We start from the raw sequence: 17,809 nt of genomic DNA, 5'->3' as shown, positions 1-17,809 counted from the left end.
CATATTTTCAAATAATTTTACAAAAGTATATCTTAATAACTTAAATTTATACTTTCTTATTATTTAGAATGTTTATAAATTACATTGTAAGGTTAAACTTCAATTTCTAAAATCGACTTTATACCTTATTTTTGCCTGAGTTTTTAGAGGCACTTTTTTAATATTTGCGTGGAAAAATCGTGCCAAAAAATTAGACGATAATTTAACAACACATATGAAAAAGGTAAACTACCGCAACTTTTCTATTTCAAGTCTGTTTTTCGGGTTATTATTTTCAATTACTTTTTCTTTTTCAGCCACAGCTCAAGAAGGAGATCCCGACGTAGGTAAAGGTCTGTATAATACTTATTGTGCTGCTTGCCATAGATTGGACAAACCTATGACAGGTCCTGCGCTTCGTTATGTAGAACAGCGCTTATATGATGAGCAAGGGTTGGATAGACAATGGTTGTATAGCTGGATTAGAAATAGTTCTGCGCTAATCAAATCAGGTGATGCCTACGCGAACAAAATCTACAACGAGTGGAATCAGGTAGCCATGAATGCATTTCCGCAATTATCTGATACTGATATCGATAATATTTTAGCTTATACGGCACAAGAGCCGCCTGCACCTGCTGTTGCATCTGTTGCAACAGAAGGAGAAGGTAATTCTGGTGGTTCTGGCGTTTCAGAAAAATTAATATTAGGTGCGCTTGCAGTGTTATTTGCTTTATTAGCAATGGCGCTAATTTTGGTAAGACAAACCCTTAATAGATTTGCCGAGGCTAAAGGTGTGCAAATTGAAGAAACTAAAACCACGCCAATCTGGAAAGCCTTTGTTCAAAACCAGTTTTTAGTGTTGGTTACTTCTATTATCTTTTTACTGGCAAGTGCTTATTATGTTTACGGATATTTTATGCAGGTAGGTCTTGACCAAGGCTATATGCCGGTACAACCAATACACTATTCGCATAAAATTCACGCAGGTGATAATGGTATTGATTGTAACTACTGTCACTCATCTGCCAGAGTAAGTAAACACTCAGGTATTCCATCATTAAATATTTGTATGAACTGCCACAAGGCCATTGGTGAGGTAGCAGAATCTACCGCCACTGCGGAATACAGTAAAGAATTCTATGATGGAGAAATCAAAAAATTATACGCTGCTGTTGGTTGGGACGAAGCTACACAGTCTTACACCGGGAAAACTCAGCCTGTAAAATGGGTGCGTATCCACAATTTACCTGACTTTGCATACTTTAATCACTCACAACACGTGTCGGTTGCAGGTATTGAATGTCAAACTTGTCATGGGCCGGTTGAAGAAATGGAAATTATGTACCAGCATTCACCTTTAACAATGGGCTGGTGTATTAATTGCCACAGAGAAACCAATGTTAAAGTTCAGGACAATGAATACTATGCTAAGATTCACGAAGAACTTTCAAAAAAATACGGTGTTGAAGAACTTACTGCTGCGCAAATGGGCGGTTTAGAGTGTGGTAAGTGTCATTATTAATTTAAAAAGTAATTACTTATATATATGTCATCAAACAAGAAATACTGGAAAAGTGTTGAAGAACTAGACCAAAATAGTTCAATTGTTGAGACGCTTAAGCAAAACGAATTTGTTGAACCTATCCCTACAGATGAGTTTTTGGGGAATAAAGAAAGTTTACAAAATTCTGCAACTACGCGTCGTGACTTCCTTAAATATGTTGGTTTTAGTACAGCTGCAGCATCATTGGCTGCATGTGAAGGACCGGTTATAAAATCTATTCCTTACGTATTACAACCCGAAGAAATTATTCCCGGAGTCGCCAATTATTACGCTACAACTATTGCCGATGGATATGATTTTGCCAGCGTCTTGGTTAAAACACGCGAAGGTCGTCCTATCAAAATTGAAAACAATAGTTTAGCACCAACCAATGGCCATGCCAATGCCAGAGTGAATGCCTCTGTATTAGGTTTGTATGACAGCCTTAGGGTTAAAGGTCCAAAAAAAGACGGTCAAGACATTTCCTGGGAAGATTTCAATAGTGAAATAACCTCTCAATTAGACAAATTGAATGCTGAAGGTAAAGCTATTGTGTTATTGACCCAAACTTTTGCCAGTCCTTCAACTGATAAACTGGTAAGTCAATTTAAAGAAAAGTATGCTACTGCGAAGCATGTAATCTACGATGCTATTTCTCATTCAGCTGCACTAGACGCCTATCAGGCTAAATATGGTACAAGAGGTTTGGCCAATTACGATTTTTCAAAAGCCATGACCATTGTTTCAGTTGGAGCAGATTTTCTGGGAGATTGGCAAGGTGGTGGATTTGATAGTGCTTATTCTCAAGGGCGCGTGCCAAAAGACGGCAAAATGTCGCGCCACATTCAATTTGAATCCAACATGTCGCTTTCGGGCGCTAATGCAGATAAGCGTGTGCCGTTAACACCAAGTCAGCAAAAATTGGCTTTGGCTAAGCTTTATAGTTATGTAGTAGGAACCTCTGTATCGGGCAGCTTACCTGAAAAAATAGATACTACCGTAAAAAATGCCGCAGCCGAAATTAAAAAAGCAGGAAGCAATGCGGTTGTAGTTACCGGAATTGATGATGTTAATGCTCAAACCTTAGTTTTAGAACTTAATGAGTTTTTAGGTAGTAAAGCTTTCGATCCTAAAACAACTATTAAAACCAGACAAGGTAGCAACGAAGCAGTTGCTCAACTTGTTAATGATATGAAAGCCGGTAAGATTGGTGCTGTTATTATGAGTGGTGTTAATCCATCTTATACCTTACCAAACGCTTCAGATTTTAATGAGGGTCTGGAAAAGGTTAGTTTATCAGTTGCGTCATCACTTAAAGAAGACGAAACCTCTAATAGATGTACCTATATAGCAGCAGCTCCTCACTACCTAGAATCTTGGGGTGATGTTGAGTTGAAAAAGGGTCATTTTGCATTGATGCAGCCAACCATTAGACCGTTATTTAATACCAAGCAATTTCAAGAAGTATTGATGAGTTGGTTAGGAATAGACGATACTTATCATAACTACATCAAAGCACATTGGAGCGAAACCATTTTAAATGGTACCTCTTTTAGCGATGCAATACACGATGGTGTTTTTGTGGCTGAAAATTCAACAGAAAATTCAACCGTTACTACATCTGAAACTTCAGAGGTTAATGAAGCTTCATCTTCCACTGGAGATGCTGCCAGAAAGCTGGTAGCTGCAGTTGGTAATGTTGATGGTTTTGAACTGGCTCTTTACACTAAAACGGGTCTAGGCGATGGTCAACAAGCCAATAACCCTTGGTTACAAGAGTTTCCTGATCCAATTACTAGAACCTCATGGGATAACTATATAACGGTTTCAAAATTTGATGCCGATAAACTCGGATTAATCAACCGAAATGTTGCCAATGGTGGCCTTAACGGTAGTTATGCTAACATTACAGTTAATGGGGTAACAATAGAAAAAGTGCCTGTAATCATCCAACCCGGTCAGGCTATTGGATCAATAGGACTTTCTTTTGGTTACGGAAGAACGGAAGGTTTAAAAGAAGAAATGAAAACAGGCGTTAACGCCTATAAAGTATATCAAGACTTTAAAGTAAGTCAAGCTGTAAGTATTGAGAAGGCTGCGGGCGAACATGAGTTTGCTTGTGTGCAATTGCACAACACTTTGATGGGTCGTGGTGGTGATATCATCAAAGAAACGACGCTTGAAATTTTCAATACAAAAGATAAGGCAATTTGGAACCATACACCAATGGTATCTTTAAACCATATTGAAACACCGGTTTCTTCTCCCGAAGTAGATTTATGGGATGAGTTTGATCGCTCTATTGGTCATCACTTTAATCTTTCAATAGATTTAAATGCTTGTACCGGATGTGGTGCTTGTGTTATTGCTTGTCATGCAGAAAATAACGTACCTGTTGTTGGCAAAACCGAAATGCGAAGAAGTAGAGATATGCACTGGTTGCGTATTGACAGATATTATTCTTCAGAAGATACTTTTGCAGGTGATATGAATAAGAAAGAGAACATTTCAGGTTTGACAAGTTCGCTTAGTGAATTTAGAGAAATGGAAGTGGCAGCCGAAAACCCACAAGTAGCTTTCCAGCCTGTAATGTGTCAGCACTGTAATCACGCGCCTTGCGAAACTGTATGTCCGGTTGCTGCTACGGTTCACAGCCGTCAAGGTCAAAACCATATGGCTTACAACCGTTGCGTAGGTACCAGATATTGTGCCAACAACTGTCCTTATAAAGTGAGACGTTTCAACTGGTTCTTGTATAGCCAAAATGATGAGTTTGATTATTTCATGAACGACGATTTAGGCAGAATGGTTTTAAATCCTGATGTAACTGTTCGTTCACGTGGTGTCATGGAAAAATGTTCTATGTGTATTCAAAAAACACAAAAAACAATTTTAGATGCCAAGCGTGATGGTCGTGTAATAAAAGATGGCGAATTCCAAACTGCATGCTCTTCGGCTTGCGGCAATGGCGCTATTGTTTTTGGGGATATTAACGATAAGGAGAGCAAAGTTGCAGATCTTAAGAAAGATGATAGAATGTATCATCTACTAGAATATGTTGGTACAAAACCAAATGTTTTCTATCACACTAAAGTTAGAAACACAACAGAAGTATAAATTAGTTAAAGATTTAATCAGTATAAATTATGGCGTCTCATTACGAAGCACCTATTAGAAGACCACTTGTAACCGGAGAGAAATCTTATCACGATGTTACTGTAGAGGTTGCCAGACCAGTTGAAGGTAAAGCCAATAAATTATGGTGGACCGTTTTCGGAATATCACTCATTGCTTTCCTTTACGGAATTGGATGTATTCTCTATACCGTTTCAACGGGAATTGGAGTTTGGGGTCTTAATAAAACAGTTAACTGGGCATGGGATATTACCAACTTCGTATGGTGGGTAGGTATCGGTCACGCAGGAACATTGATTTCTGCGGTACTGCTATTATTCCGTCAAAAATGGAGAATGGCAATTAACCGGTCGGCCGAGGCCATGACCATCTTCTCGGTTGTTCAAGCGGGTTTATTTCCAATTATCCACATGGGTAGACCATGGTTAGCCTTTTGGGTATTGCCAATTCCAAACCAATTTGGTTCATTGTGGGTGAATTTTAACTCACCTCTGTTATGGGACGTGTTTGCTATTTCAACTTACTTATCGGTGTCTTTAGTGTTTTGGTGGACAGGTTTGTTACCAGATTTCGCTATGATTCGCGACCGCGCCGTGAAACCTTTCCAAAAGAAAATTTACTCTCTGTTGAGCTTTGGTTGGTCTGGAAGAGCAAAAGATTGGCAGCGTTTTGAAGAAGTATCGCTGGTATTGGCAGGTTTGGCTACACCACTGGTACTTTCTGTGCACACTATTGTATCATTTGACTTTGCTACTTCGGTAATTCCAGGTTGGCATACCACTATTTTCCCTCCGTATTTCGTTGCGGGTGCTATTTTCTCGGGTTTTGCGATGGTAAATACACTGCTTATCATCATGAGAAAAGTAGTAAGTCTGGAAGATTACATCACATTACAACATATTGAATTGATGAATATTGTTATCATGATTACTGGTTCTATCGTTGGTGTTGCCTACATCACAGAGCTTTTTATTGCATGGTACTCGGGTGTTGAATATGAGCAATACGCCTTTTTGAATAGAGCCACGGGACCATACGCATGGGCTTATTGGGCCATGATGACCTGTAACGTGTTTTCACCGCAATTAATGTGGTTCAAGAGATTAAGAACCAGTATTATGTTTTCGTTCTTTATTTCTATTGTAGTGAACATAGGTATGTGGTTTGAGCGTTTTGTAATTATTGTTACATCGTTACACAGAGATTACCTGCCATCATCATGGACAATGTTCAGCCCAACTTTTGTTGATATAGGAATATTTATTGGTACCATAGGTTTCTTCTTTGTGTTGTTTTTACTATATGCGAGAACGTTTCCGGTTATTGCACAAGCTGAGGTTAAAACCATTTTGAAAACCTCAGGTGACAAGTATAAAAATTTAAGAGAAAGCGGTAAAACGCTTGCCGGAGCTGCCGCAGATAGCAGAACTTCTGGTCCAATCGCCGTTGCAGCACCTCCTGAAAAATCGACTTCAGACAATACAGAAAAAATAAATAGTCTGTTGGGGAACATTGGAAGTTTTGACGCTGCTACGCAAACGGCCGACGACTTACAAAAAATTAATGGCGTTGGTCCTAAAATGGAAGAAGCGCTTAATAGCATAGGCATCTTTACTTATGTTCAGGTAAGTAAAATGACCAAAAACGAATATGACCTACTAGATGACATCACCGGATTATTCCCAGGAAGAGCTGAGCGTGACGATTGGGCTGGTCAGGCTAAAAATTTAATAAACTAACAGGCAGTATGGAAGCACCATCAAAAGTTATACACGCACTTTACACGGACGACGATATACTCATGGCGGCCGTTAAAAAGGTTAAGGCAGCAAAACATCAAATTGAAGAGGTTTACACGCCATTTCCTGTTCACGGACTAGACAAAGCAATGGGCTTGGCGCCAACCAGACTTGCCATTACAGCATTTTTGTATGGCTGCGTTGGATTAACGGTGTCAGTTGTTATGATGAACTACATCATGATTGAAGATTGGCCGCAAGATATTGGAGGAAAACCAAGCTTTAGCTATATTGAAAACATGCCGGCTTTTGTGCCAATTATGTTTGAGCTTACCGTATTTTTTGCGGCGCACTTAATGGTAATTACATTTTATTTAAGAAGCAGAATGTGGCCATTTAAAAAAGCCGAAAATCCTGATGTAAGAACTACAGACGACCATTTCTTAATGGAAATAGCCCTTAATAATAACGAGGCTGAGTTAACAGCTCTGCTCGAAGAAACAGGTGCTGTTGAAATAAACATTGTTGAAATTGAAGAAGAACAACATTAACATGAAGACTACACTAAAAATATCAATCATAGCATTACTATTCGCCGGCTTGGTGTCTTGTCAAAAAAATTCAAGACCTAATTTTCAATATATGCCGAATATGTATGAGTCTGTTGGTTATGAGACTTATCAGGAATCTGATGCTTTTGCCAACGGTATTGCAGCGCAGTTACCTGCAGAGGGAAGCATTCCAAGAGGTTATAAATTTTATGAAATAGAAGATTCTAATGAAGGCTATCTGCAAGCCAAGTCAGAATTAACAAACCCTGTAAAGGATTTTAAATACGATCAACCTCGTGCCAAAGAATTATATGAGATTTATTGTGGTATTTGCCATGGTAATCGCGGTAATGGAAAGGGTAAATTAGTTGAGCGTGAAAAAATACTAGGCGTTCCCAGTTATGATGATGTAGGTCGCGCAATTACAGAAGGTAGCGTTTACCACGTTATTTACTACGGTTTAAACACCATGGGTGCCTACAAAAATCAATTGAACGAAGAAGAGCGCTGGCAAGTAACAACTTATGTTATGGAGCTAAAAGCCGAATTAGAAAAGTAAGACGATAAAGATTATACAGATATGTACACAGTTTCAAGTAAATTAAAGTTATTTTCTTTCATATTGATGATCTTAGGAGCCATCATGTTAACCTACGGTTTTATGTCGTCTCACGTTTCGAAAGAAGAGGTCGAGGTAATGCTTGCCGAAGAGGCTAGTCATGGTGGTGCAGCTGCACATACCGATGAAGCTCATCACGGCGATGAAGCAGATGCACATGCCGTAGATCATGCAGAACACGTAATGCACCAAATACACAACAGACCTTGGGCAGCATTGTACGTAGGTGCTTTCTTTTTCTTTATGATTGCACTTGGGGTATTGGCATTTTATGCCATTCAATATGCTGCACAAGCTGGATGGTCTCCTGTACTTTTTAGAGTTATGGAAGGAATTACAGCCTATGTGTTGCCTGGGGCCATTATTGTTTTATTAATTGCAGTTGCTTCCGGAACAATCGGGCATTACAATATCTTTCTTTGGATGGATCCCGAGGTTGTTGAACATGATAAAATAATTCAAAATAAATCGGGCTTTTTAAACCTAACCGGGTTTATCATTAGAGGTGTATTGTTTATCTCAGGTTGGGCACTTTACAGACACTTTTCAAGAAAGTTTTCTTTGGCCCAAGATGAAGCTAATGATAATATAAACTTTAAGAAAAACTTCCGTATTTCGGCAGGATTTTTGGTGTTCTATATCGTAACCGAATCAATTATGTCTTGGGATTGGATTATGAGTGTAGATCCACACTGGTTTAGTACTTTGTTTGGATGGTATGTGTTTGCAAGTATGTTTGTAAGCGGTATCACAGTTATTGCCTTAATTACAATTTATCTTAAATCTAAAGGCCATTTAGAATTTGTAAATGACAGCCATTTACACGATTTGGCTAAATTTATGTTCGGTATTAGTATATTCTGGACGTATTTATGGTTTTCTCAATTCATGTTAATATGGTATTCTAATATTCCTGAGGAAGTAACCTATTATGTAACCAGAATCAACGATTATAAACTACCATTCTTTGGTATGGTAGCCATGAATTTTATATTTCCATTACTCATATTAATGAATAGCGATTACAAACGTATTCCTTGGTTTGTGGTAATGGCAGGTATTGTAATTTTATGTGGTCATTACCTGGATGTCTTTAATATGATAATGCCAGCAACCGTTGGAGACAGATGGTTTATAGGAGTGCCTGAAATAGGATCAATCTTCTTGTTTGGAGGTTTGTTCTTACTTATAGTATTTACCTCTATTTCTAAGGCACCACTATTGGCTAAAGGAAATCCATTTATTAAAGAAAGTGAAAACTTTCATTATTAACATTTATAAACCTAATTAGGAGAGATGACAGTTCTTTTAACGTTAAGTATTGTAATTTTTGTAACCATCGCCATCTGGCAAATGGTAAAAATATTTGATTTATCACAAGTTGGAACCAATAACAATCAAATTGCAACAGATAAAGACAATAAAGTAAATGGTTACCTAATGATGGCCTTTTTAGTGTTCATCTATGCCATCACCATTTATAGTGTTGTAAAATGGGGAGATTTACCATTGTTATCAAACTCAGCTTCTGAGCATGGGCCAACAATTGATAAGTTACTCATTGTTTCTTTAATCATCATATTTATTGTACAAACTGTTACTCAGTTTTTGTTACACTATTTTGCTTATAAATATCGCGGAGAAAAAGGTAAGAAAGCTTTGTTTTACGCCGATAATAATACCTTAGAAGCAGTTTGGACCATTATTCCTGTAATTGTTCTGGCCGGTTTAATCATTTCCGGATTATTTGCATGGACAAATATTATGAATCCAGACTTTGAGGATGAAGATCCTTTAATTGTTGAATTATACGCCCAGCAATTTAACTGGAAAGCCAGATACGCAGGAGCAGACAATGTTTTAGGTGAAGCCAATGTTAGATTGATTAATATAGACAGAGCAAATATATTAGGAGTCGATGAAAACGATCCCTATGCTCAAGATGACGTCATCGTTTCAGAATTACACTTACCTGTTAACAGACCGGTTATTTTCAAAATGCGCTCTCAAGATGTGTTGCACTCGGCATACATGCCACACTTCAGAGCACAAATGAATTGCGTGCCGGGCATGGTTACCCAATTTGCATTTACTCCTACAGTTACAACCCAAGAAATGAGAGAAAATCCTGATATTCAGGATAAAGTAGCTCGAATCAATCAGATAAGACTAGATAATCAACAAGATGTACTAGACCGTGGTCAAGAATTACGCTATGATTTTGACTACTTGCTATTGTGCAATAAAATTTGTGGAAAATCTCATTATAACATGCAAATGAAAATTATAGTGGAGACACAAGATGAGTTTGATGAATGGATGGCGCAGCAAACTGTATTTGAAAATTCATTAAATTAGCAAAAAATTGTTTAAAAAGAAAAGTTAAGAAAAATTATGTCAGTAACAGTAGAAACACACGCGCACGACGACCACGGACACCACCACCACAAAGAGACTTTTGTAACTAAGTATATTTTTAGTCAAGATCATAAGATGATCGCTAAACAATACTTGATTACGGGTTCTATTATGGGTGTCATAGGTATTTTAATGTCGCTTATTTTTAGAATGCAATTGGCCTGGCCTGAAAAACCTAATGTTATTTTTGAAGCATTGTTAGGTAAATGGGCTCCCGGTGGCGTTATGGATGCCGATATTTATTTGGCATTGGTAACCATTCATGGAACCATCATGGTGTTTTTTGTATTAACAGCAGGTTTGAGTGGTACCTTTAGTAACCTACTCATTCCGTTGCAAATTGGTGCAAGAGATATGGCATCGGGCTTCCTTAATATGGTTTCATATTGGTTGTTCTTTTTGTCTAGTGTTATTATGGTGCTTTCGCTTTTTGTAGAAGCGGGGCCGGCTGCTGCTGGATGGACAATCTATCCACCACTTAGTGCACTGCCAATGGCACAAGGCGGTTCTGGTGCCGGTATGACTTTGTGGTTAGTTTCTATGGCTATATTTATCGCCTCATCGCTTTTAGGTTCGTTAAATTATATCGTTACTGTTATCAATCTTCGTACAAAAGGGATGTCTATGACTAGGTTACCATTAACGATCTGGGCATTTTTTGTAACTGCTATCATCGGTACCGTTTCGTTCCCCGTACTACTTTCTGCGGCTTTACTGTTAATAATGGACAGAAGTTTTGGGACTTCATTCTTCTTATCAGATATCTTTATACAAGGTGAAGTTTTGCACTACCAAGGAGGATCTCCGGTCTTATTTGAACATTTATTTTGGTTTTTAGGACACCCCGAAGTGTATATCGTATTGCTACCCGCTTTAGGTATCACTTCCGAAGTTATTGCAACCAATTCACGTAAACCAATTTTCGGTTATCGTGCCATGGTGGCATCAATCCTAGCCATAGCGTTTTTATCTACCATAGTTTGGGGTCACCACATGTTTGTATCAGGGATGAACCCATTTTTAGGATCGGTATTTACCTTTACAACCTTATTGATAGCAATTCCTTCTGCGGTAAAAGCTTTTAACTATATCACTACTTTATGGAAAGGTAATCTACAATTAAACCCGGCCATGTTATTTTCTATAGGTTTAGTATCAACCTTTATAACAGGTGGTTTAACAGGTATTATTTTAGGTGACAGTGCACTTGATATTAACGTACACGACACCTATTTTGTGGTGGCACATTTCCACTTGGTAATGGGTATTTCGGCCTTATATGGTATGTTTGCCGGTATCTATCACTGGTTCCCAAAATTATTTGGTAGAATGTTAAATAAAAACCTTGGTTACCTGCACTTTTGGGTAACAGCTATCTCGGCATATGGTGTATTCTTCCCAATGCACTTCATTGGAATGGCTGGATTACCACGACGTTATTATACCAACACAGCCTTCCCGCTGTTTGACGATTTGGCCGATGTTAACGTGGTGATTACGATTTTTGCGTTGATTGGAGGGGTATTCCAATTAGTATTCATATACAACTTTATCCACAGTATATTCTATGGTAAAAAGCCATCACAAAACCCATGGCGTTCTAACACTTTAGAATGGACAACTCCTGTTAAGCACATCCATGGAAACTGGCCTGGCGAAATTCCAACTGTATATCGTTGGTCTTACGATTACAGTAAACCGGGCCATGATGAAGATTTTGTACCTCAAAATGTACCTTTAAAAGAAGGTGAAGAAGAACTCCAGCATTGATAATTCCTGCGAAAGCAGGAATCTTATCAAGTAATAGCGGATTTTATTATAATAAAAAGCCTTTCTAATTTTAGAAAGGCTTTTTAGTTTCTCCACCATTCCGATTTTAAAAAAACTAGTTATCTAAAAATAACTGTGTGTAAAATCATAAATATTTATTAAACAGTAGTTTTAGGCATAAATTGGCATGCTGATTGGTCATGTTTTTTTAAACAATAAATTCTAAAATTATGCAGTTCAAAAAAACATTATCAGTCATTGCCGCAGCATTATTTTTAACCAGTTGTGCTGTTATTAGACCCGGAGAAGTAGGCGTAAAGCAAACTTTAGGTAAGCTTAACGATAAACCGGTAGAAGAAGGTGTTCGTTTTTTTAATCCATTTACAACTACCTTTATCAGAGTTCCAATCAGGACCACCAATGTTGAACAAACATTATTACTGCCTTCTAAAGAAGGTTTAACGATTACAGCCGAAGTTTCTGTTCTTTATAACATTGAAAAGGACGAAGCTCCAAATATTATCAAAGATATTGGTAAACACTACGAGCGAAATGTTTTAATCAATACTTTAAGATCTGCTGCGGCAAATATATCAGCCGAATATTTTGCAAAAGACATGCACAGTACCAGACGAAACGAAATTGAACAGGCTATTCAAGATAAAATGAACCTTGTATTGAGCGAAAAAGGGTTCGATATTCAGGCCGTACTTTTAAAAAGTATTAATTTACCGGCAAGATTGTCTTCGGCTATTGAGGATAAGCTACGAGCAGAACAACAATTTCAGGAAATGGAGTTTGTGGTTCAACGCGAATTAAAAGAGGCAGACCGTAAGCGAGCTGAAGCAGAAGGTATCAGAGACGCACAAGCCATCATTAATCAAGGACTTACGCCCATTCTAATTCAGTATCAAAGTATTCAAGCATTTAGAGAGTTAAGTAGGTCTAATAATGCCAAGATTATCATAACCGATGGTAAGGCACCCATTATGGTAGGTGAATAACCTCATTAGTCTTTTAAAAATACCCACAATCAAAAGCCTTTCTAAAATTAGAGAGGCTTTTTATTTATCTTTGTTGTGACCTTATTAAATCTGTGAGCTCAATGAACCAAAACCTAGATCCTACCGGAAGTAATTTTACACCTGAAGAACTCGACGTAGAAAAAAAATTGAGGCCGCTTACCTTCGATGATTTTGCGGGTCAAGAACAGGTTTTGGATAACTTACAAATTTTTGTCAAAGCAGCTAATTTAAGAGGCGAAGCCTTAGATCACACCTTATTGCACGGGCCGCCGGGTTTAGGGAAAACTACTTTAGCACATATTTTAGCCAATGAATTAAATGTAGGCATCAAGATTACCTCAGGACCGGTTTTAGATAAACCTGGAGATCTGGCAGGATTGCTCACCAACCTAGACGAAAGAGATGTGTTGTTTATTGACGAAATTCACAGGCTTAGCCCCGTAATTGAAGAATATTTGTATTCTGCCATGGAAGATTACAAAATTGATATTATGATAGAATCGGGTCCAAATGCTCGAACCGTACAAATAAACCTCAATCCATTTACCCTTATTGGCGCTACAACACGCTCCGGTTTGTTAACCTCACCAATGCGCGCCAGATTTGGTATTAGCAGCAGATTGCAGTATTACAACACAGAGTTATTGAGCGATATCATTCAGCGCAGTGCCTCCATTTTAAACGTGCCGATTGCCGTTGAGGCCGCCATTGAAATTGCCGGTAGAAGTCGTGGTACGCCAAGAATCGCTAATGCCCTATTAAGAAGAGTTAGAGACTTTGCTCAAATTAAAGGTACCGGACAAATAGACATTAAAATTGCACAATACGCCTTAAAAGCGCTAAATGTGGATACTTTTGGTTTAGATGATATGGACAACAAAATACTCACCACCATCATCGATAAATTTAAAGGTGGCCCCGTGGGGCTTACAACTTTGGCAACAGCCGTAAGCGAAAATGCCGAAACCATTGAAGAAGTATACGAGCCGTTTCTTATTCAACAAGGTTTTATAATGCGCACGCCTCGCGGGCGCGAAGTAACCGAGTTAGCCTATAAACACCTGGGTAAAATAAAAGGAAATATTCAAGGTGGCTTGTTTTGATAAGCTTAATGAACGCAAAAAGTACACATACCAAACTCATCAAAACCGAAGCCAAACGCCTCGGTTTTTTGTCATGTGGCATTAGTGAAGCTGGTTTTCTGGAGGTAGAAGCACCACGTTTAGAAAAATGGCTTAACAACAATATGCATGACACCATGCAATACATGGAAAATCATTTTGATAAGCGACTTGACCCAACAAAATTGGTAGATGGTGCAAAATCTATTGTTTCTCTTTTGTTGAATTATTTTCCGAATGAAAATCAAATAGACAGCACTTATAAAATTTCTAAATACGCCTATGGAACAGATTATCACTTTGTAATTAAAGATAAACTAAAATCATTGCTTCAATTTATTCAACAAGAAATTGGCGAAGTACATGGCCGTGCCTTTGTTGATTCTGCGCCGGTTTTAGATAAAGCATGGGCGGCAAAATCAGGTTTGGGCTGGATTGGTAAACACAGTAATTTATTGACACAGCAAGTCGGGTCATTCTACTTTATTGCAGAACTCATTATCGATTTAGAACTGGATTACGACACCCCAACAACCGATCACTGTGGTACCTGCACCAAATGTATTGATGCCTGTCCAACGCAAGCCATAACCGAGCCTTATGTAGTAGATGGCAGCAAGTGTATTTCGTATTTTACCATCGAACTTAAAGAAAACATTCCAACTGATTTTAAAGGTCAGTTTGACGACTGGATGTTTGGCTGCGACATATGCCAAGATGTTTGCCCTTGGAATCGTTTTTCAAAGCCTCACAGCGAGCCACTTTTTAATCCACATCCCGATTTGTTATCCATGACAAAACAAGACTGGGAAGACATCACAGAAGAAACTTTTAAAAAGGTGTTTAAATATTCGGCTGTTAAACGAACCAAGTTTGAGGGATTGAAACGAAATATTCGGTTTTTGAAATAGGCTATCTGTATAGTTTGCTTAAATTTGTTTCTTCATCTTATAAGATACTTTATGAGCAAACAAAGTAAACGCAGAGAAGCACTAGTATATCACGCCAAGCCAACTCCCGGTAAAATAAAAGTAGTACCCACCAAAAAACACGGATCGCAACGCGACTTGTCTTTAGCCTATTCGCCCGGTGTTGCAGAGCCTTGTTTAGAGATTGCCAAAGATGTTAATAACGTTTATAAATATACCACCAAAGGAAACTTGGTTGCTGTTATTACCAACGGTACCGCAGTACTAGGCTTAGGAAACATTGGTCCTGAAGCCTCAAAACCGGTTATGGAGGGAAAAGGATTGCTTTTTAAAATATTTGCAGACATAGATGTATTTGATATTGAAATAGGAACGGAAGATGTTGAAGAATTTATCCAAACCGTCAAAAATATTTCACCAACATTTGGTGGTATCAATCTGGAAGATATCAAAGCTCCCGAAGCTTTTGAGATTGAACGTAGGTTAAAGGAAGAGTTAGATATTCCGCTGATGCATGACGACCAGCATGGCACGGCTATTATCTCGGCAGCAGCTTTGTTGAATGCCCTGGAATTGGCCGATAAAAAAATTGATGAAGTTCGCGTTGTGGTGAGCGGTGCAGGAGCCGCTGCCATTTCTTGCACCAGATTGTACCAGGCTTTTGGGGTGAAACGAGAAAATGTGGTAATGACCGATAGTAAAGGTGTGATTAGACAAGACCGTGAAAACCTATCCTCTGAAAAAGCAGAATTCGCCACACATTTAGATTTACATACCCTTGATGATGCCTTTGTTAATGCCGATGTATTTATTGGATTATCAACATCTAATATCGTTACTCCGGAAATGCTCTTATCCATGGCCGATAACCCCATAGTTTTTGCTATGGCCAATCCCGATCCCGAAATAGATTACAATCTTGCAATCAACACGCGTAAAGATATTATCATGGCAACCGGCCGAAGCGATCACCCTAACCAGGTTAATAATGTACTTGGTTTTCCATATATCTTTAGAGGTGCCTTAGATGTAAGGGCTACTAAAATTAATGAGGAAATGAAAATGGCAGCGGTGAGAGCATTGGCCAAATTAGCCAAAGAATCGGTGCCCGAACAGGTCAATATCGCCTATGGAGAAACAAGACTCACCTTTGGTAGAGATTATATCATACCTAAACCTTTTGACCCAAGATTAATTGCGACCGTTCCGCCCGAAGTAGCCAAAGCAGCCATTGAAAGTGGCGTAGCCAAGCATAAAATAGACGATTGGGATAAATACGAAGAAGAACTTTTAGAGCGTCTTGGTTCAGACCATAAAATTGTAAGATTATTACTCAATCGGGCGAGAACCAACCCTAAACGTGTGGTCTTTGCAGAGGCCGACCAGCTAGATGTGCTTAAAGCCGCCCAGATTGTTTATGATGAAGGAATTGCATTTCCAATCCTTTTAGGCAGAAAGGAATCTATTGAAAAACTAAAAGAAGAAATAGAATTCGATGCCGATGTGCCCATTATAGATCCTAAAGACGACTCTGAGACCGAAAGAAAAAATCGTTATGCCGAAGTGTACTGGCAAAAAAATAAACGAAAAGGGGTAACGAAATATTCAGCCGAAAAAATAATGCGCGAGCGTAATTATTTTGCCGCTATGATGGTTGACGAAGGCGATGCCGATGCATTAATTTCAGGGTATTCACGTAGTTACCCTACGGTGTTCAAGCCTATGATGGAGGTAATAGGTAAGGCCAAAAATGCCACTAGAATTGCCTCTACAAATCTGCTGCTAACACAACGTGGACCTATGTTTTTCAGTGATACTGCAATAAACATTGATCCTTCGGCTCAGGAGTTGGCAACCATCGCTCAGATGACCGCTAAAACTGTTCGCTTATTTGGAATGGAACCGGTTATTGCAATGGTATCGTATGCTAACTTTGGGTCGTCTAATAATCCAAGGGCTAAAAAAGTAAGCGAAGCAGTTGCTTATTTGCACGAAAATTATCCCGATATGATTGTTGATGGCGAGTTGCAAACAGATTTCGCCTTAAACAGCAAAATGTTGCAAGACATATTCCCATTTTCCAAACTGGCCGGTAAACGCGTCAATACCATTATTTTTCCAAACTTAGATTCAGCTAATATAACCTATAAAATCTTAAAGGAACTCAATGCAACCGAGTCTATTGGTCCGATTTTAATGGGGATGAGAAAACCGGTTCATATTTTACAGCTAGATGCCAGTGTTGATGAAATTGTAAATATGACTGCCATAGCAGTAATTGATGCTCAGCAAAAAGAGAAGAGAGCTGAAGTATGATAGGGTCTCAAACCTTTAAATTAAGTTTGTAATCTTAATAATTTTATTACATTTGGTTCGCTAACCTGAATCATAGCATGATTACACATATTAGAGGGAAACTTGTTGAGAAAAATCCAACGGAAGTTGTTATTGAATGTAATGGAATAGGCTATGCCATTAATATTTCACTTCATACCTATTCGCAAATTCCGGATGAAGAAGCCATTAAACTCTACACCTATCTGCAAGTAAAAGAAGATTCGCATACCCTATTCGGTTTTTCGTCACTTGCCGAACGAGAAATTTTTAAAATGCTCATTTCAGTAAGTGGTGTTGGAGCCAGCATAGCAAGAACCATGTTATCTTCATTAACACCAAAACAAGTGCGTGAAGGCATTGCCACCAATGATGTGGCTCTTATTCAATCTATAAAAGGCATAGGAGCTAAGACCGCTCAACGTGTAATTTTGGATTTAAAAGATAAAATACTAAAAGTATATGATATAGATGAAATTTCGGTGGCTCAAAACAATACCATCAAAGATGAAGCGTTATCTGCTTTGGAAGTTCTCGGGTTTGTTAAAAAACAGGCCGAGCGCGTGGTAGATAAGATTATAGCAACTCAACCTGAAGCTAATGTTGAGACTATTATCAAGCAGGCCCTAAAAAATTTATAAAA

General features: G+C 38.4%; 13 protein-coding genes. All 13 read left to right on the top strand.

Translation table 11 applies throughout. The features are described 5' to 3' along the window. Window positions 1-214: 214 nt before the first annotated feature. Window positions 215-1,504 (top strand): c-type cytochrome, encoded by a 1,290-nt coding sequence (locus tag FJ651_RS02795; protein ID WP_140988872.1) that lies wholly within the window; start codon window positions 215-217, stop codon window positions 1,502-1,504. Window positions 1,505-1,528: 24 nt separating this feature from the next. Next, the gene (locus FJ651_RS02790) at window positions 1,529-4,642 is read left to right on the top strand and encodes a TAT-variant-translocated molybdopterin oxidoreductase (RefSeq protein ID WP_140988871.1); all 3,114 of its coding nucleotides are present in this window, start codon (window positions 1,529-1,531) and stop codon (window positions 4,640-4,642) included. Window positions 4,643-4,671: 29 nt separating this feature from the next. Further along, window positions 4,672-6,399 carry an NrfD/PsrC family molybdoenzyme membrane anchor subunit gene (nrfD, locus tag FJ651_RS02785; RefSeq protein ID WP_140988870.1) on the top strand — a complete coding sequence of 576 codons (1,728 nt, stop codon included), beginning with the start codon at window positions 4,672-4,674 and terminating at the stop codon, window positions 6,397-6,399. A gap of 8 nt (window positions 6,400-6,407) precedes the next feature. Continuing rightward, window positions 6,408-6,950, top strand: coding sequence for a DUF3341 domain-containing protein (locus FJ651_RS02780; RefSeq protein WP_140988869.1), 543 nt, complete (start codon window positions 6,408-6,410; stop codon window positions 6,948-6,950). 1 nt (window position 6,951) lies between these two features. Next, entirely contained in the window at window positions 6,952-7,509 is a 558-nt protein-coding gene (locus FJ651_RS02775; RefSeq protein WP_140988868.1) for a c-type cytochrome, read from the top strand. 21 nt (window positions 7,510-7,530) lie between these two features. Next, on the top strand, window positions 7,531-8,841 hold the full coding sequence (locus FJ651_RS02770; protein ID WP_140988867.1) for a quinol:cytochrome C oxidoreductase: 1,311 nt from the start codon (window positions 7,531-7,533) through the stop codon (window positions 8,839-8,841). Between the two features lie 24 nt (window positions 8,842-8,865). Next, on the top strand, window positions 8,866-9,927 hold the full coding sequence (locus FJ651_RS02765) for a cytochrome c oxidase subunit II (RefSeq protein ID WP_140988866.1): 1,062 nt from the start codon (window positions 8,866-8,868) through the stop codon (window positions 9,925-9,927). A 36-nt stretch (window positions 9,928-9,963) separates the two neighbouring features. After that, entirely contained in the window at window positions 9,964-11,757 is a 1,794-nt protein-coding gene (locus FJ651_RS02760; RefSeq protein WP_140988865.1) for a cytochrome c oxidase subunit I, read from the top strand. 230 nt (window positions 11,758-11,987) lie between these two features. Next, complete coding sequence (locus FJ651_RS02755) at window positions 11,988-12,761, top strand: prohibitin family protein (protein WP_140988864.1); 774 nt, start codon at window positions 11,988-11,990, stop codon at window positions 12,759-12,761. Between the two features lie 101 nt (window positions 12,762-12,862). Beyond that, window positions 12,863-13,885, top strand: a complete 1,023-nt coding sequence (gene ruvB / locus FJ651_RS02750) for a Holliday junction branch migration DNA helicase RuvB (protein ID WP_140988863.1) — start codon at window positions 12,863-12,865, stop codon at window positions 13,883-13,885. Between the two features lie 8 nt (window positions 13,886-13,893). Next, entirely contained in the window at window positions 13,894-14,814 is a 921-nt protein-coding gene (queG, locus tag FJ651_RS02745) for a tRNA epoxyqueuosine(34) reductase QueG (protein WP_140988862.1), read from the top strand. A gap of 51 nt (window positions 14,815-14,865) precedes the next feature. Then, window positions 14,866-17,148, top strand: a complete 2,283-nt coding sequence (locus FJ651_RS02740; RefSeq protein ID WP_140988861.1) for an NADP-dependent malic enzyme — start codon at window positions 14,866-14,868, stop codon at window positions 17,146-17,148. Between the two features lie 77 nt (window positions 17,149-17,225). Beyond that, entirely contained in the window at window positions 17,226-17,807 is a 582-nt protein-coding gene (gene ruvA / locus FJ651_RS02735; RefSeq protein ID WP_140988860.1) for a Holliday junction branch migration protein RuvA, read from the top strand. Window positions 17,808-17,809 lie beyond the last annotated feature (2 nt).

This window comes from Paucihalobacter ruber, assembly GCF_006494535.1.
Taxonomy (GTDB): Bacteria; Bacteroidota; Bacteroidia; order Flavobacteriales; family Flavobacteriaceae; genus Paucihalobacter; species Paucihalobacter ruber.
The sequence above is the reverse complement of the archived record's forward strand: the minus strand, read 5'-3'. Positions and strand labels throughout refer to the sequence as shown.

What these genes read in the sequence shown, in the direction of transcription:
- FJ651_RS02795 (WP_140988872.1), top strand. Translation starts at nt 215, where the DNA reads ATGAAAAAGGTAAACTACCGCAACTTTTCTATTTCAAGTCTGTTTTTC.
- FJ651_RS02790 (WP_140988871.1), top strand. Translation starts at nt 1,529, where the DNA reads ATGTCATCAAACAAGAAATACTGGAAAAGTGTTGAAGAACTAGACCAA.
- nrfD (WP_140988870.1), top strand. Translation starts at nt 4,672, where the DNA reads ATGGCGTCTCATTACGAAGCACCTATTAGAAGACCACTTGTAACCGGA.
- FJ651_RS02780 (WP_140988869.1), top strand. Translation starts at nt 6,408, where the DNA reads ATGGAAGCACCATCAAAAGTTATACACGCACTTTACACGGACGACGAT.
- FJ651_RS02775 (WP_140988868.1), top strand. Translation starts at nt 6,952, where the DNA reads ATGAAGACTACACTAAAAATATCAATCATAGCATTACTATTCGCCGGC.
- FJ651_RS02770 (WP_140988867.1), top strand. Translation starts at nt 7,531, where the DNA reads ATGTACACAGTTTCAAGTAAATTAAAGTTATTTTCTTTCATATTGATG.
- FJ651_RS02765 (WP_140988866.1), top strand. Translation starts at nt 8,866, where the DNA reads ATGACAGTTCTTTTAACGTTAAGTATTGTAATTTTTGTAACCATCGCC.
- FJ651_RS02760 (WP_140988865.1), top strand. Translation starts at nt 9,964, where the DNA reads ATGTCAGTAACAGTAGAAACACACGCGCACGACGACCACGGACACCAC.
- FJ651_RS02755 (WP_140988864.1), top strand. Translation starts at nt 11,988, where the DNA reads ATGCAGTTCAAAAAAACATTATCAGTCATTGCCGCAGCATTATTTTTA.
- ruvB (WP_140988863.1), top strand. Translation starts at nt 12,863, where the DNA reads ATGAACCAAAACCTAGATCCTACCGGAAGTAATTTTACACCTGAAGAA.
- queG (WP_140988862.1), top strand. Translation starts at nt 13,894, where the DNA reads ATGAACGCAAAAAGTACACATACCAAACTCATCAAAACCGAAGCCAAA.
- FJ651_RS02740 (WP_140988861.1), top strand. Translation starts at nt 14,866, where the DNA reads ATGAGCAAACAAAGTAAACGCAGAGAAGCACTAGTATATCACGCCAAG.
- ruvA (WP_140988860.1), top strand. Translation starts at nt 17,226, where the DNA reads ATGATTACACATATTAGAGGGAAACTTGTTGAGAAAAATCCAACGGAA.